We start from the raw sequence: 15902 nt of genomic DNA, 5'->3' as shown, positions 1-15902 counted from the left end.
CCTGCCCTTCCTCGCGCAAGGAGCGTCGCTTGCGATCGAGGACGCCGCCGTGCTCGCCCGCCTGCTTGCCGAGGCGCTCGGCCGCGACGGTGCTGCCGGCGTTCCCGCCGCCTTCGCTACCTATGCCAAGGCCCGCGCCCAGCGCGTCGCCCGCGTGCAGGAGGAAAGCCGTGGCAACGGCCGCAACTACCACATGGGCTGGCCGCTCAGCATCGCCCGCGATTTCGCATTGAAACGGCTGGGGCCGGAGGGCCTGCGCAATCGCTATGGCTGGCTCTACGACTGGCAGGATGCGGCCTGACCGCGCAGCACACCTCGCCAAAGCCGCAATCGCTCCCTATCTCTGCGATCAAGGGAAGGGACCGAAACCAGATGATCCGCGTCAATCTCTACGAGCAGCTCAACGGTCGCGCCCGCGCCATGCCGCGCTGGCAGGCCTGGCTTGCCATGGCGGCGAGCCTCGTCGTCGGCGTCACGCTGTTCCTGCTGGCTGCAAGCCTCGCGCTTATCCTGATCCCGGTCGTGCTTGTCGTCGGCGCGATCGCGGTCTGGCGCCTCAAGGCCAAGCTGAAGGCGGCCGGCATCGACCCGGCCAATCCGTTCGCCAACCAGCGGCGTCAGCCCGATCGCGTCGAGGTCATCGACGCCGAATACCGCATCATCGAGCCGGACGAGCCGCGGCGTTAAAGCGTCGGCTCGAAAAGTGGCACGCGGCTTTCGAGAAAGCCTATGCAGATCCAAGCCTCAGAACCCGCCCTTCAGCAGGACGCCGGCCACCGCACAGATCGCGAGAACCGGCGCCATGCCGAGCTTGAAGCGCAGCAGCGCGATGGCGGCTCCGGCCGCCAGCAAAGCCGCGCGCCAGTCCAGCGATGACAGGACCGGCACCTCCGGGCTCATCCCGAGCAAGGACAGGCTGTAGACCTCGCGGAAGAGGACATGCAGCCCGAACCAGACCGCGAGATTGGCGATGACGCCGACCACCGCCGCGGTGATCGCCCCGAGCGCCGCCGAAATCGCTCGGTTGCCGCGCAACGCCTCGACATAAGGCGCACCAAGGAAGATCCAGAGGAAGCACGGCGCGAACGTCACCCACACCGTCAGCAGCGCCCCGAGCCCGCCGGCAACCAGCGGCGGCAAACTGCCCGGTGCCCGGAAGGCAGCGAGGAAGCCGACGAATTCGAGCACGAGGATGAGCGGCCCCGGCGTCGTCTCGGCGAGGCCGAGCCCGTCGAGCATCTCGCCGGCTGTCAACCAGCCGAAGCCATCGACAGCCGCCTGTGCCACATAGGCCAGAACCGCATAGGCCCCGCCGAAGGTCACGACCGCCATCGCGCTGAAGAAGCCGCCGATCTGCGTCCAGACGCTGGCAGAGCCCGCCAGCAACCAGAACAGAGCGACCGGCCCAAGCCAGAGCGGCAGCCAGATGGCCAGCACGCGTGCCGCGCGCTCCGTTGAAGGCTTCACATGGTCGAGTTCTCCCCGAGCGAGCAGGCCGTCGAGCAGTCCCTCTCCCGCGGCATCCGCAGCGCCGCCCGCATTCGCCTTGCCGAACCAGCCGGGCCGGATGCGGCTGCCGGCCCAGCCCGCAAGCCCCGCCAGCAGGACGATGAGCGGAAACGGCAGCTTGAACAGGAAGATGCCGGCGAAAGCCGCGATCGCGACGCCGACCATCGCACCGGTCTTCAACGCCCGGCGGCTGATCCTCAGCCCTGCCTCGATGACGATCGCGAGCACCGCCACCTTCACGCCGAAGAACAGGCCGTCGACCAACGGCACATGGCGCCAGGTGACATAGAGGATGCTGAGCCCCAGCATCACCAGCGCGCCGGGCAGGACGAACAGCAAGCCGGCGATCAGCCCGCCGATCGTCCGGTGCATAAGCCAGCCGATATAGACGGCGAGCTGCTGCGCCTCCGGTCCCGGCAGGAGCATGCAGTAGTTCAGCGCATGCAGGAAGCGCTCCTCGCCGATCCAGCGACGCTCCTCGACCAGTTCCTTGTGCATCAAGGCGATCTGGCCGGCCGGTCCGCCGAAGGACAGAAAGCCGATCTTCGCCCAGATACGGGTCGCCTCGCCCAGCGTCGGCAAGCGCTCCGCCGGTTGCATCGTCATGTCCCCTTCCGCAACGCTCATCGCTTTGCCTCCCCCGCCGCTTTCGGGACGGGCCAATTATGGGTTTCCTCGCCCGCGTCGCGGCACCAGCGATAGAAGGCGTCGTAAAGCAGCATGCCGGCCTCGAGCTGTTCGAGATCGTGCTTGTACATGCGCGATAGCCCGAGCGAGGCCGCAAGCAGGCCGGCGGCCTGAGGCTCGGCCTCCAGCGTCGCCGTATCGGCGGCCCGCACGATCCGCGCCAGCCGGTCGAGCGCCGGCGAAACCAGCCCGAACTCCGCGATCATCGCATCGAAGGTGCAGAGCCGCCCGCGATGGCTCCAGAACACGCCTTCGATATCGAAAGGCGTGGCGCCGAAACGGTCGGCCACGGCCTCGACCTCGGCCGCAGCGACGAAGAGGAACACCGCCTGCCGGTCGATGAAGCGCCGGATCAGCCAGGGGCAGGCTATGCGATCGATCTTCGGTCGCGCCCGCGTCACCCAGACGCTGCCGCCGTCCACTCCCGGAGCCGGCAGACGCTCCGGCGAGAAGGTAAGCCCGCCGGCCTGGCGCCAGGCCTGGTGTCCGCCTTCGAGGCTCTCGGCCGCGATGCCGCGATGGCGCAGCCAGGCTGCGACACCCTCGCTCAGTTTGAGCCCCTGATGGCAGACGACGACCACGCGCCTTTGCTCACCATAATCGGAGGCCCAGCCCGCGACGGTGCGATAGTCGCGGCGAATCGCAGCGGGCAGGAAGGTGGGGTCGGTGGCGACATCCTCGTCGATGCGGACATCGATGATCGCCGGCGCGTCGGGAAGGCCGACCAGCCGTGACAGCTGGGCGACCGTGATCTGTTCGTTGGAAGACATGGCTTGCGTCCATCCTGAAGCGAGGAAGTTGGACGCGAACATTGGGCCTAAGCCTCACGGGGTCGTCGCGATGCACCCCTTGGCTGCGACTAGATCATGGCGGCTCCGCCGGCGTCAACGCCGGCGGGATCACTCGATCCGGCTGACCAGAATCTTGTCGATGCGGCGGCCGTCGAGATCGACGACCTCGAAGCGCCAATGCCCCTTGTCGAAGCTCTCGCCGACATTCGGCAGATGGTTCATCTCGGCCAGGATGAAGCCGGCGACCGTCTGGAAATCGGCATCGCGCGGGATCGGGATGCCGAGCTCATGCGAGAACTCGTCGACCTGCATCCAGCCGGCGACGAGATAGGAACCGTCGGCGCGGGTCACGATCGCCGGCTCGTCCTCCTCCTCCTCCTGGAAGGCGCCAATGATCGCCTCCAGCACGTCACCGGGGGTGATGATGCCCTCGAAATGGCCGTACTCGTCGAAGACCAGCGCCATATGCACGCGGCTGGAGCGGATCTCGCGCAGCACATGCAGCGAATCGGCCGTGTCCATCACGATCGGCGCCTCCTGCACCAGCGCGCGCAGGTCGTGCGTATCGCCGGCCTGAAGGAACTCGATCAGATCCTTGACCAGGACCACGCCGACGATCGAATCGGCTTCGCCGTCCTGCACCGGCAGGCGCGAGCGTCGCGTGGCGCGCAATTGCGTGCGGATTTCCTCGGCGCTGTCTTCGAGATCGATGACATCGACCTCGCGGCGCGGCGTCATCAGCGCGCGCGCCGAACGGTCGGCCAGGCGCATGACGCCTGCGATCATCTCGCGTTCGTCACGCTCCAGCACGCCGGCCGTTTCGGCCTCGGCAATGATGGTGCGAACCTCTTCCTCGGTGACCTTCTCCTCGGTCTCTCCCCTCTGGCCGAGCAGGCGCAAGACGGCCTTGCCGGAGATGTCGAGCAGGAACACGATCGGCGCGCCGATCTTCGAGAGCAGCGACATCGCCGGAGCGACCCGCGCAGCCACGCGCTCGGGATCGCGCAGCGCGACCTGCTTCGGCACGAGTTCGCCAAGGATCAGCGAGAGATAGGTGATGGCGAGAACGACGAGGCCGACGCCGAGCGTATCCGACATCGACGGCGAGAAACCGTGCGTGCCCAGCCATTCCGACAGGCGCGCGCCGAGCGTGGCGCCCGAGAACGCGCCCGAGAGGACGCCGACGAGCGTGATGCCGATCTGAACGGTGGAGAGAAAGCGGCCGGGATCTTCTGCCAGGCGCATCGCCGTCGCGGCGCCCTTGTTGCCCTGATCGCTGAGAACCTTGAGTCGCGCGGTGCGTGACGAAACCACCGCGAGTTCCGACATCGAGAGGAGACCGTTGACGATCGTCAGCGCGACGACGATCAGGATTTCGGTTAACAAAACCAGCCTGCTTGCTGCGAAACCACGACATCTGGCGGTCCGCTTCCAGCCTCCTTATAGCGGATCGCGGCCCCAACGCGATGGGCGCTGCGAAAGATTCGTGAGCGTATGATGAGCAAGCCCAGTTTCTGGCAGCCGGCCGCCGACGCACAGGCCGGCACCGATCCTCGCCTGCGCGCGCCTTCGGCCCAGCGCAATCGCGACGCGATCCTCGCTATCCTGACCGATATCCTCCCTTCGTCCGGGCGCGTGCTGGAGATCGCCTCCGGCTCGGGCGAGCACGCCGTGCATTTCGCGCGCGCCCTCCCCGACCTGACCTTCCAGCCGAGCGATCCCTCGCCGGATGCGGTGACGAGCATCGCAGCCTGGACGCGGGAATCGGGCCTCGGCAACATCCTCCCGCCGCTCCTCCTCGATGCGGCCGCCTCGCGCTGGCCGGTCGAAGCGGCCGACGCGATCCTCTGCATCAACATGATCCATATCGCGCCCTGGGCGGCGGCCGAGGGGCTGTTCCGGCAGGCGGGGCGCTTGTTGAAGCCGGGCCAGCCGCTCTATCTCTACGGCCCCTATCGCCGGCCGGATCGCCCCCTGGAGCCAAGCAACGCCGCCTTCGACGACAGCCTGCGCAGCCGCGATCCCGCCTGGGGCTTGCGCGACCTCCACGCCGTCGCGGCGCTGGGCGCTGCAAACGGCTTCGGCGCACCCGCGATCGTCGAGATGCCCGCGAACAACCTGAGCGTGATTTTCAGGAAGCGCTGACCGGTCGACAGCGCGCCGCCGCGCAAGCGGGAATCGCCCCGCCGCAGAATTGGTGCGGACGGCGGGGCTCGAACCCGCAAGCCTTTGAAGGCGCAAGATTTTAAGTCTCGTGCGTCTACCAGTTTCGCCACGTCCGCGGCCGAGACAGCGATAGCGGGCGGGCGCAGCCGACGCAAGCCTCCGCGAAGCGCTCAGTGCGGGCGGGCGGGCTTGTACCACTCGACCCCGTCGGGATCGACATAAAGACCCGGCTTCACATCGGAGCCGATGGCCTTTTCCTCCATCGGCACGCGCACCGTATCGTCGCGATCCCCGCGCTTGATATAGGGGCCGGCGCTCTGAGCCGAATGGCCGTGGTTGCCGCGACCGACGCTGTTCGCCTGGCCGATGATGCCGCGTCGCCCAGCGACCTTGTCCTGCAACTCCGTCACGGGACGCCCCGCGAAGGCGACCTTGGCCGTGCCCTCGACCACCGGCACGGCCCGGCGCGCGGCGCCATCGCCCGTGACACGGACACCGATGAAGCGCGGCACATAGGTGGCCCCGCCCTTCCCGAAGGATTCCCAGCCGCCGGCCGAGACGATCTGCGCGCCGCAGCGCTTGTGGCTACGCTCGCAGGCCGCGCGCGAGCCGTAACGTGGTGCTGCCTGCTCGAATTCGGCGCGGGCATTGCGATAGGCGAATTCGCACTGTTCAGCGGTGAGCTTGCCGGCCTCGACGCATTCGTCGCGGCGCACATAGACCGCCCCGGGGGCCTGCGCGGCGAGATCGGCAGGCCCCGTCAGCGACAGGACGGGCGCGAGGGTGGCGACGCGCAACAGCGCCAGGGCGGAACCCGGAATCATCATGCGGCGTAATAGAATTACAATTGTGGCATTACGGCAGCGAAGCGGCCTCACAGCAGCGACCTGCGCGAGGCCGCGAGCTCCCGCGTCGCGCCGTAGTCGATCTTGCCGTTGCCGAGCACCGGGATCGCCTGCGTCACCAGGATCGCGCGCGGCACCCACAATTCCGGGAAGCCCTGCTCCTTGGCGGCTTCCTGCAACGCGGCACGGTCGGCATCCGGAGTCTCGGTGACGAGCACGAGCTGCTCGCCCTTGCGCGCATCCGGCAGCGCGACGACGACGTGGTTCTGGTCCGGCCAGACCTTGGCGACCATGGTCTCGACCGCCGCGAGCGAGACCATCTCGCCGCCGAGCTTGGCGAAGCGCTTGGCCCGGCCGCGGATCGCGACGAAGCCGTCCTCGATCACGACGATGTCGCCGGTATCGTGCCAGCCGCCCTCGGGCGGGATGATGCGGCCGGGCTGGTCGGGGTCGAGATAGCCGGCCATGACGTTGGGCCCGCGCACGGTGAGCCTTCCGCCCTCGTGGATGCCCTCGACCGGCTCGAGCTTCGCCTCGATGCCGGGCAGGAGCTTGCCGACCGTGCCTTCCCGGATCGCGGCCGGCGTGTTGACGGCCAGTACCGGCGAGCACTCGGTACAGCCATAGCCTTCGAGGATGGTGGTGCCGTAGGGCTCCCACATCCGCTTGGTCTCGGCCTTCACCCGCTCGGCACCGGCCACGACATAGCGGACGCTGCCGAGATCGTTCTTTTCTGCAGCGCGCGCGTATCCCTGCAAAAAGGTATCGGTCGCGAGCAGGAAGGTCGCCTTCATGTCGGCGATCAGCTTCGGCACCTGCTTGTAGTGCAGCGGGCTCGGATAGAGCACGACCTTCATGCCGTGGAGCAGCGGCACCATCATCCCGGCGGTGAGCCCGAAGGAATGGAAGGCCGGCAGCGGGTTCATGAAGACGTCGTGCTCGGAGATCGCGCCGGCCGCATGGGCGAAGACCTGCCTGGCATTCGAGACGATATTGGCATGGCTCAGCGCCACGCCCTTCGGTTTGCCCTCCGTGCCGGAGGTGAACAGGATCACGGCGGTGTCGTCGGGCTGCGCCTCATATGCGCGATGCACGAGGCCTGGCGCCAGGCCCTGCAAGGCGCCGAGCGCCTTGTCGAAGCTCGTTATCTCCCGGCGGATATCTTCGAGATAGACGACGCGCCGCCCCTCTCCCAAGGCGGCGATCTCTTCGTCGAGCTTGCCCTGGTCGACGAAACGGCGCGAGGTGACGATGGTCTTGAGCTGCGCCAGCTCCGCCGCCGCACGCAGGTTGCGGACGCCGGCCGTGAAATTCAGCAGCGCCGGCACCCGGCCATAAGCGAAGAGCGAGAACAGCGTCACCGCCATGCCCTGCATGTTCGGCAGGAGCACGCCGACATGCTCCTTCGGCGCGGTCAATGCCGCGAGCTTGCGCCCCAGCACCAGCGAGCCGAGCACGAGCCGGCCATAGGTGATCGGCTGGCGCTCTGGATCCTCCAGCGCGATGCGGCCCTTGCCATGGCGGGCGATGGTCTGAAGCAAGGCGCGGAAAATCGTGATCCGCGCGCCCGCGGCGTCGAGGCTGGTGGCCGCCATGTCTGGCGTGTCTCCCGGTCGGCGTTTCTTCTGCTGGTCAAACTAGTGGGATCGATACCGGTTTCAAAGCCGGATGAAGCCAGAGAGCTCGTCATTCTCAGATGGCGCAGTGCCTCGACCCCGGAATGTGGGCAGCCATGCGGGCGCGGCTCGTCGATAAATTTTACCCGGACCATATTGCCACGATCAATTAACCCGGATAATAATCCCACCGTTCGAGGAGCCCCCCATGTCCGAGCCCGCGCCGCATACCGCCTTCCATGACACCAACCGCATCGCGTGCGGGCCGCTTGTCGCCGTCGCGCTGGCCGTGAAGGCGGCACTGACGGCCGATCCGGCCGCCGCGATCCTCGTCTTCGACGACGCGACCGGAAAGGTGGTCGATCTCGACCTGCGGGGCGACGCTGCGGAGATCGCAGCGCGCTACGCTCCTCGCAGCGGCGACATCGCAACGCCAAGCGACGACGCGCCGCGCGGACGCGGCCGCCCGAAGCTCGGCGTCGTCGCGCGCGAAGTCACCTTGCTGCCGCGTCATTGGGACTGGCTCGCCCTTCAGCCGGGTGGCGCCTCGCAGGCCCTGCGGCGGCTGGTCGACGACGCGCGCAAGAGCGATGGCGGGCGCAGCCAGGCCCGGGCGGCCCAGGAACGCGCCTACGCCTTCATCGCGACGATGGCGGGCGATCGCGAAGGCTTCGAGGAAGCGTCGCGCGCCCTCTTCGCCGGGGATGACGCACGCTTTGCCGCGCATAGCCGAAGCTGGCCGGCCGATATCCGGTCCTATGCCAAGAGACTGTTGGCCGACCCTGGCGCCACACGCGACTGAAGCCGAGCGACGAGCGACCTGCAACCTGCCTCGCAAGCATCCCGGCATCGCTCGCGCGCGGGTTGCTGGCCGGATACGGCAAGGGCATAGCAGCGCCACCGTCCCGCCGCCTGCATCGCCCTGCCGAAAGCCGCCCATCCATGACCTCCCGCACGCCGTGGCTCGGCATTCTCTGCGGCTTGCTGACCGCGCTCATCTGGGGCGTCCAGTCGGTCGTTTCGCGGCACGCCATGCTGATCGACATGACGCCGGCCGATGTCACGATCCTGCGCTTCGTCTCCGCTGCCGCCGTGCTGCTGCCCTGGGCGCTCCGGAACATGCACCCCTTCCCGGTCGGTTCGCTCGGCTGGCCGCGCGCCTGGGTGATGGCGCTGCTGATCGGCCCGCTCTACAGCCTGATCCTGGTCGGAGGGGCCCATTTCGCGCCGGCGCTGCACTCCTCGATCATCTCGCCGGGGTTGATCCCGGTCTTTACGGCCTTGCTGATCTTCCTCGTCACCGGCGAGCGCGCGGGACGCATGCGGCTCATCGGCCTCGGCATCATCGTGCTCGGCATCGGCATCTTTTCGCGCGATGCGCTCGCCTTGTCCCCGTCCCGGCCCGATGCCTGGATCGGCGACCTGCTCTTCGTGCTGATCGCCTTCCTGTGGTCGATCTTCGGGCTGCTCGCCCGGCGTTGGGGCGCAAGCTCGCTGGAGATCACCGCCGCCTCATGCATCCTCTCGGTGCCGCTGCTCGTGGCCGTGGCGTTGACGCTGCCGATCCATATGGCGCGCATGCCTTTTGCCGAGATCCTGCTCCAGGCCCTCTACCAGGGCGTCCTGGTCGGCGTCGTCGCGCTCTATCTCTACGCCCGCACGGTCGCGACGCTGGGCGCAGCCAAGGCGACGCTGTTCCTGCCGCTGGTTCCGGTCGCGACGGCTACCGCCAGCGCGCTGCTGCTGGCGGAGACGCCCTCGCCCACCGAGATCGCCGGCATGGCGATCGTCGTCACCGGCATGCTGGTCGCGTTCCGCTCGCCCTCGACCGGCTGAGACGGGGCCGCCGGTGCTCAGCCCTTGTGGCCCTTGGCGATCGGCTCGACATAGGAAAGTCCCAGGTCCCAGGGGAAATAGATCCAGGTGTCCTGGCTAACCTCGGTGATGAAGGTATCGACCGTGGGCACGCCGGCCGGCTTGGCGTAGACCGTGGCAAAATGCGCGTTCGGCAGCATCTCGCGCACGACGCGCGCCGTCTTGCCGGTATCGGTGAGGTCGTCGACCACCAGCACGCCCTTGCCGGTGCCGTCGCCGATCGCCTTGATGTTCGGCGCGATGTCCTTGAGCACCTGCAGCTCGGTCTGGTTCTTGTAGTCGTGATAGCTCGCGACGCAGACCGTCTCGATCATGCGCAGGCCGAGCTCGCGGCAGATGATCGCCGCCGGCACCAGCCCGCCGCGGGTGATGCAGACCATCGCCTCGAACGGCCCCTTCTCGGCGAGGCGCCAGGCAAGCGCCCGGGCATCGCGATGGAATTGATCCCAGGAGACCGGGAAAGCCTTGTTCGAGGACGGTTCGGCCATGGACAGCGCTCCGGACTTGGTCGACGCGAAAAGGCGCCGGTTTCAGACCGAAAAGCCTATCGGCGCGCGCCTGACAAGAGGCGCGCGCCGAACATCCCCAACCGAGCGTCGATAAACCGCCTCAGAATTCGGCCCAACCGTCCGCCGTGCCGCCGCCGGCCACCCGCCGGCCGCGCATCACCGGCGCTGGCGCGCGGGCCGGCGCGGGAGGGGCGGAATGGACCAGTTGCGGCGCAGCCCTTTGCCGGTCGCCGTCAAGCTGGAAGGCCGAGACCATCGTGCTCAGCGCTGCGGTCTCCTGCTGGAGATCGCGGGCGACCCTGGCGCTCTGCTCGGCGAGCAGCGAGTTCTGCTGCGTGATCTCATCCATATGCGCGACGGTCCGGGCCATCTCGTCGATGCCGTTCGCCTGCTCGGTCGTCGCCTGCGAGATCTCACTGACCGTCGATGCGACCTTGGAGGCAGCGCCGACGATCTCGCCCAGCGTCGTTCCGGCATCCTTGACCAGGCCGACGCCGGCTTGAATCTGCTGCGCAGAATTCGCGATCAATGTCTTGACGCCATTGGCGGATTCGCTGCAGCGGGCGGCCAGCGCCCGCACTTCCGTCGCAACCACGGCGAAGCCGCGCCCGGCATCGCCCGCCCGCGCCGCCTCGACCGCGGCGTTGAGCGCGAGAAGGTTGGTCTGGAAAGCGATCTCGTCGATCATCGAGATGATCTCGGAAATCCCCGACGAGGCCTGCTCGATCCGCCCCATCGCCGCGACCGCCTCGGTCACGATGGCGCCGCCGCGGGACGCGACCTCGCTCGCCTCGTTGCCGAGCTGGACCGCCATCTTCGAATTGCCGGCGCTATGCTTGACCGATGCGGCGAGCTCTTCGGTCGTCGCGGCCGTCTCCTGCAGGCTCGCGGCGTTCGCTTCGGTCCGCTCGGCCAGTTGCTGGCTGTCGGAGGTGATCTTAAGCGAGGCATTGTCGATGCGCGCCGAGATGTCGCGCACGGTGCCGACCACCTCCGCCAGCGTATCCAGCAGGTCGTTGACGCCGGCACAGAGCGTGGCGACCTCTCCGGTCTTGCCGTCGAGCGGCACGCGTCCGGTCAGGTCCTTGCCCTTGGCCTGGTCGATCACCGCGCTGGTCTCTTTCACCGCCGCCTCGAGCTGCTTGCCCTTGAAGGTCGCGGTGATGTCGGAGGCGAACTTGACGACCTTGTAGGGCCGCCCTTGCGCATCGAGGATCGGGTTGTAGCTCGCCTGGATCCAGATCTCCTTGCCGCCCTTGCCGATGCGCCGATACTGGCCGGCATCGTATTCGCCGTGGCCGAGGCGCTCCCAGAAGCCACGATAGGCGGGCGTCTCGCGCTCGGCCGGATCGACGAACATGCGGTGGTGCTGTCCCACGATCTCGGGCAGCGAATAGCCGAGCACGCTCAGGAAATTCTGGTTCGCCGTCAGGATCTTGCCGGTGAGATCGAATTCGATCACGGCCTGCGCTTTGTCGATCGCGGCGCGCTGCCCCTCGAGATCGGCAAGGCGGTTCTTCTGCTCGGTGACGTCGAAGGCGTATTTGATGACGCCGACCGGCTTGCCGCCTGCCCCCATGATCGGGTTGTAGCTCGCCTGGATCCAGATCTCCTTGCCGCCCTTGCCGAGCCGCAGATACTGCCCCCGCGAGAACTCGCCCCGGCCGAGATCGGCCCAGAACTGCTTGTAGGCGGGGCTGGCCTTCTCCTCGGGCGTGACGAACAGGCTGTGATGCTGGCCCTTCACCTCCGCCAGCGTGTAACCCATCGCCGACAGGAAATTCTCGTTGGCATCCAGGATCTTGCCTTCGAGGTCGAACTCGATCCACGCTTGCGAGCGGTTGATCGCGTCGAGCTGCCCCGCAGCGTGCCGATTCGAGAAAAGGCCAGAAAAAAGCGGCATCTGAGATCCCCCTCGGCGCGGCCCGCGCATGAGGCTTCATCGGGCCGGCGTCATCCTGAAAGCCGTTTTTGGATGCCCGCGACGCGGCAGCGCAGCAGGAGAGGCCGAATGCTGTCCGGCCACCCCTCGAATATCGCATCAATCGGTTTATGAATGGTTGCCATATAGAATTTAACTCAACTTATAGTAGAAAAATCTTCTAGCAACGATATATGGACTCCCGTCAATACGCCGCAAAATCGAACGAAGAGTATAATATCAAGAGCGAAAACAAAAACTCTCCGTGTAGTTGTATATAAAATCGCATAAGTTGCATAAACTACGATTGGGAAATCGTCTTTTGCTTTTCCGAGGCCACCATGGCCTTCACGGCAGCCATCGCAGCCAGCAGCTTCTCGGCATCGCGGGACCTGACGACGATATTCGTATCGGGGCCGGTTTCCGACCAGAACGGATAGGAGCCGATCGAGACGCCCGGATGGGCCTTCGCGATCTCGGCGAGCGGTCCGCCGATATCTCCCTCGCGCAACCCGGTCTGCACCGTGTCGGACAGCACTTTCGCGCCGGTCTGCAGCGTCGGGGCGACGACATCGAGCATCGCCTGCATGATCGACGGCACGCCGGCCATCACGTAAACGTTACCGATATGGAAGCCCGGCGCCTTGGAGATCGCGTTCGCGATCAGGTCGGCCCCGGCCGGAATCCGCGCCATCCGCATCCGGGCCTCGTTGAGTTCCGCCGGCGAGAAGCGCTCCGACAGCATCGCAACGGCGCGGGGGTCGTGGTCGATCGTGACGCCGAAAGCCGCCGCGACCGCATCAGCCGTGATGTCGTCATGGGTCGGCCCAATGCCGCCGGTCGTGAAGACATAGGTGTAGCGGCCGCGCAACGCGTTGAGCGCCGCGACGATTTCATCGGAAACATCAGGCACGACGCGGACTTCGCGCAGCTCGACGCCGATATTGGTGAGATATTCGGCGATATAGCCGATATTCTTGTCCTTCGTCCGCCCGGACAGGATCTCGTCGCCGATCACCAGGATCGCGGCCGTGACGATGGTGGCGGTGGAATTGGATTCGTTGGCGGACATGGCGGCGCTCCTGGCTTTCAGCCAAGAGCTAGGCTTTCCCCGCGAAGGGCTCAAGCGCCGCGGTGGGCGCGCCGGCCATGCCGCAGGCGCGCGTTCAGGCCGGCTTGCGCTCGAAGACCAGGTTGAGCCGCGTCTGGGCGACGAGCGTGTAGCCGCTGCGCGCGAGCAGGCCGGCGAGATCGGTCTGCCAGCGCTGGCGGGAATCCTCGATGATGATGAAGCCAGGCCAGAGCGCCTGCGGCGCATCGCGCAAGAAGGGCTCGAGAATCAGGTCCTCGGCCCCCTCGACATCGAGCTTGATCGCATCGATGCGCTGATACCTTTCGCCCTCGACCAGCGAAAGCAGCGTCATCGCCGGCACCTTGACCGAGGTCGCCGCGCTCGAATTCAGGATACGGACGCTCGATTCGCCGCGATTGGTCGGATCGATGAACAGGGTCAGCTCGCCCGGCTTGTCGGCCAGCGCGCAGGCCACCGCCTTCACCGTCCCGAACGGGTTCTGCGCGATGTTGAAGGCGAGACGGGCGAAGATCTCGGGCTGCGGCTCGACAGCGAGAATCCGTGCGCCCCGCCCGGCCCGCGCCGCGACGAAAAGCGAGTAGGCGCCGATATTCGCGCCGATATCGATGAAGGTGAAACCCTCCCGCAGCCGCGAGACCAGCAGTTCCCGCTCGACCGCATCGAAATATTGCGGCGTGAACAGGACGCGCTTCTCGCAGACATTGCCGCTCGGATAGAGGCGCATCTTCGCCCCCAGCGACTCGATATCGACGGGCGCACCGTCGAGCGACCGCAGGCCGAGGCGACGCAGCGCATAGGCGATCTTGCGCCCGAGGAAGCTGTCGGACGCTCCGCGCGTCCAGGCGATGATGCGCGCGAGATAGGCTTTCGGAGCGAAGGCGCCGAAAGGCTGCTCTTCCGCCGGGTTCTGTTCGGTGATGGCCATTGCGCCAGCCTGATACACCTCGGCGCGCTCCGGCGCCAGTCGTCGCAGGCGGCCTCAGTGCCCGTCGGCGAAGCGGGCGTGAATTTCGCCGAACCGCGGCGCGATCTCGCGGAAGATGTCGACGAGTTGAGGGTCGAACTGCCGCCCGCGTTCGCCGATCACCACCGCGACGGCCTCGTCATGCGTCATCGCTTCCTTGTAGACCCGCTTGGTGACCAGCGCGTCATAGACGTCGGCGATCGCCATCAATCGCCCGGAGAGCGGAATGGCCTGGCCGGCGAGCCCTTGCGGATAGCCCGTCCCGTCCCAGCGCTCGTGATGCGTATGGGCGATTTCCTTGGCGAGCCTCAGGAACGAGCTGGAGCCGCCGAGATGGCGCTCGGCATCGGCGATGGCGATACGCCCGAGCTCGGCATGGGTCTGCATCGTCGCTCGCTCGTCATCGTCGAGCCGGCCGGGCTTCAGCAGGATGCTGTCGGGAATGCCGACCTTGCCGATGTCATGCAGCGGCGCCGACTTGAACAGCAGGTCGAGCGTCGCATCGTCCAGCTCCTCGGTGAAGAGGCCCCGCTCGCGCGCAGCCTCGGCCAGGACGCGCAGATAGTGCTGGGTGCGGCGGACATGGTTGGCGGTTTCGTTGTCGCGCGTCTCGGCGAGCGAGGCCATGGCCAGAATGACGGCGTCCTTGGCGCGCTCCGCCTCCTCCAGCGCCGCCGAGAGCGAGTTCACCAGCGCGATATTGGTCATGGCGACCGCCGCGCTGTTGGCAATCCGCCTCAACGCCCGGATCACCTCCGGCGCCGGGCGGTGCCGATGCGCCCAATAGGCGCCGATCGCGGCGACGGGATCGTCCTGCCGGACGGGCACCATCACCAGACTGCGCACGAAGGTCGGGCGGTAGGCTTCGTGGGGAATCCGCTCGTCCTCGTCGATATCCTCGATGACGACGACCTCGCCATGCCGCATCGCCCAGCCGGAGATGCAGCTATCCATCGGGAAACGCTGGCCCTTCCAGAGCGGCGCGACCGCATCCTCGTCGGCATAGTAGCAGCGGCCGTTGTCGCGCAGGATGAAGCTGATGCCGTCGGCGCCGGTCAGTCCGCGCGCATTGCGGCGCACGACTGCCATCACCTCGTCGATGCCGCGCGCCATCGCGAGGTCGAGCAACAACTGGTCGAGCACGCTGAGCGTCGGATCGGAGGAATCGGGCGGTGCCTGGGAAACTGACGCTTTCATATGTCCAAGGGGAAGCATGCCGGGCGGACGAAAGGTGCGGCGGATACGTTGCCACGAAAAAGTTACAATTCCGCCAACATCGAGGCAACGACCGCCCGTGCATCGCTGACCCAGCGGCAATGCACGCGCCGCGCCGGCCTCCCGCGCGGTAATCGGCTTGCGTGCGCCATCAAACGCAATAGATATGAGGGCAAGGAGTTTTCCGCGCGCAATGACCTTCGAAGATACCATCGGCCGCTCGCGTTCGCGCGAGCCCGCCATCAAGATTCACGGCCCCGAGGCCTTCGCGGCCATGCACAAGGCCGGCCGGCTGACCGCTGCGGGGCTCGACATGCTCGGCTCCTACGTCAAGCCCGGCGTCACCACGCAGCGCCTCGACGATCTCGCCTTCCAGTTCGCCATGGATAACGGCGCCTATCCGGCGACGCTGTTCTACCGCGGCTACACCAAGTCGATCTGCACCTCGATCAACCATGTCGTCTGCCACGGCATTCCCGACGACAAGCCGCTGCGCGAGGGCGACGTCCTCAATATCGATTACACACTGATCGTCGACGGCTGGCATGGCGACTCGAGCCGCATGTACGGCGTCGGCGAGATCTCGCGGAAGGCCGAGCGTCTGGTCGAGATCACCTATGAGAGCCTGCAGCGCGGCATCAAGGCGGTGCGCGCCGGCGCCACCACCGGCGATATCGGTTTCGCCATCCAGCGCTATGCCGAGGCCGAGCG

15 protein-coding genes, 1 tRNA gene and 1 pseudogene are annotated in these 15902 nt (G+C 66.9%); 6 read left to right on the top strand and 11 right to left on the bottom strand.

The genetic code is table 11. From position 1 onward, the window contains the following. Together JHD80_RS23755 and JHD80_RS23750 are read left to right on the top strand one after the other, a co-directional pair. Window positions 1-301 (top strand): annotated as a pseudogene (locus tag JHD80_RS23755) (hypothetical protein); the annotation flags it as partial. Between the two features lie 71 nt (window positions 302-372). After that, a complete protein-coding gene (locus tag JHD80_RS23750; protein ID WP_199092471.1) occupies window positions 373-687 on the top strand; it encodes a hypothetical protein in 315 nt (104 codons plus the stop codon). A gap of 57 nt (window positions 688-744) precedes the next feature. On the opposite strand, the gene chrA is transcribed toward JHD80_RS23750, so the two are convergent. The 3 genes from chrA to JHD80_RS23735 form a co-directional block, all read right to left on the bottom strand. Next, window positions 745-2115 carry a chromate efflux transporter gene (chrA, locus tag JHD80_RS23745; protein WP_349237341.1) on the bottom strand — a complete coding sequence of 457 codons (1371 nt, stop codon included), beginning with the start codon at window positions 2113-2115 and terminating at the stop codon, window positions 745-747. 17 nt (window positions 2116-2132) lie between these two features. After that, complete coding sequence (locus tag JHD80_RS23740) at window positions 2133-2966, bottom strand: chromate resistance protein ChrB domain-containing protein (RefSeq protein WP_199092467.1); 834 nt, start codon at window positions 2964-2966, stop codon at window positions 2133-2135. 129 nt (window positions 2967-3095) lie between these two features. Beyond that, window positions 3096-4373, bottom strand: coding sequence for a hemolysin family protein (locus JHD80_RS23735; RefSeq protein WP_199092465.1), 1278 nt, complete (start codon window positions 4371-4373; stop codon window positions 3096-3098). Window positions 4374-4484: 111 nt separating this feature from the next. On the opposite strand from JHD80_RS23735, the gene JHD80_RS23730 reads away from it, so the two are divergent. After that, window positions 4485-5132 (top strand): DUF938 domain-containing protein, encoded by a 648-nt coding sequence (locus JHD80_RS23730; protein ID WP_199092463.1) that lies wholly within the window; start codon window positions 4485-4487, stop codon window positions 5130-5132. Between the two features lie 50 nt (window positions 5133-5182). Here JHD80_RS23730 and JHD80_RS23725 read toward each other — a convergent pair. From JHD80_RS23725 to JHD80_RS23715, 3 genes are all read right to left on the bottom strand, one after another. Beyond that, window positions 5183-5269, bottom strand: a tRNA-Leu gene (locus JHD80_RS23725). 54 nt (window positions 5270-5323) lie between these two features. Then, a complete protein-coding gene (locus tag JHD80_RS23720; protein WP_199092461.1) occupies window positions 5324-5980 on the bottom strand; it encodes a DUF1190 domain-containing protein in 657 nt (218 codons plus the stop codon). Window positions 5981-6027: 47 nt separating this feature from the next. Beyond that, window positions 6028-7593 (bottom strand): AMP-binding protein, encoded by a 1566-nt coding sequence (locus tag JHD80_RS23715; protein ID WP_199092459.1) that lies wholly within the window; start codon window positions 7591-7593, stop codon window positions 6028-6030. Window positions 7594-7822: 229 nt separating this feature from the next. Here JHD80_RS23715 and JHD80_RS23710 point away from each other — a divergent pair, with 229 nt between their 5' ends. Next, window positions 7823-8416: a DUF2239 family protein gene (locus JHD80_RS23710; protein WP_199092457.1), complete on the top strand. Its 594-nt coding sequence runs from the start codon at window positions 7823-7825 to the stop codon at window positions 8414-8416. Between the two features lie 140 nt (window positions 8417-8556). Further along, window positions 8557-9450, top strand: a complete 894-nt coding sequence (locus JHD80_RS23705; RefSeq protein WP_199092455.1) for a DMT family transporter — start codon at window positions 8557-8559, stop codon at window positions 9448-9450. Window positions 9451-9467: 17 nt separating this feature from the next. On the opposite strand, the gene gpt is transcribed toward JHD80_RS23705, so the two are convergent. From gpt to JHD80_RS23680, 5 genes are all read right to left on the bottom strand, one after another. After that, window positions 9468-9977 (bottom strand): xanthine phosphoribosyltransferase, encoded by a 510-nt coding sequence (gene gpt, locus JHD80_RS23700; protein WP_199092453.1) that lies wholly within the window; start codon window positions 9975-9977, stop codon window positions 9468-9470. A gap of 121 nt (window positions 9978-10098) precedes the next feature. Further along, window positions 10099-11901: a methyl-accepting chemotaxis protein gene (locus JHD80_RS23695; RefSeq protein WP_199092451.1), complete on the bottom strand. Its 1803-nt coding sequence runs from the start codon at window positions 11899-11901 to the stop codon at window positions 10099-10101. 319 nt (window positions 11902-12220) lie between these two features. Continuing rightward, window positions 12221-12991 carry a competence/damage-inducible protein A gene (locus tag JHD80_RS23690; protein ID WP_199092449.1) on the bottom strand — a complete coding sequence of 257 codons (771 nt, stop codon included), beginning with the start codon at window positions 12989-12991 and terminating at the stop codon, window positions 12221-12223. Window positions 12992-13085: 94 nt separating this feature from the next. Beyond that, window positions 13086-13937: an FkbM family methyltransferase gene (locus JHD80_RS23685; RefSeq protein ID WP_199092447.1), complete on the bottom strand. Its 852-nt coding sequence runs from the start codon at window positions 13935-13937 to the stop codon at window positions 13086-13088. A 54-nt stretch (window positions 13938-13991) separates the two neighbouring features. After that, the gene (locus JHD80_RS23680) at window positions 13992-15173 is read right to left on the bottom strand and encodes an HD-GYP domain-containing protein (RefSeq protein ID WP_199092445.1); all 1182 of its coding nucleotides are present in this window, start codon (window positions 15171-15173) and stop codon (window positions 13992-13994) included. Between the two features lie 211 nt (window positions 15174-15384). Here JHD80_RS23680 and JHD80_RS23675 point away from each other — a divergent pair. Next, on the top strand, window positions 15385-15902 hold a 518-nt coding region (locus JHD80_RS23675; RefSeq protein ID WP_199092443.1), incomplete at its 3' end, for a type I methionyl aminopeptidase.

It is taken from the genome of Allobosea sp. ASV33, from assembly GCF_016428755.1.
Taxonomy (GTDB): Bacteria; Pseudomonadota; Alphaproteobacteria; order Rhizobiales; family Beijerinckiaceae; genus Allobosea.
This window is presented reverse-complemented; position numbering and strand designations above follow the sequence as displayed.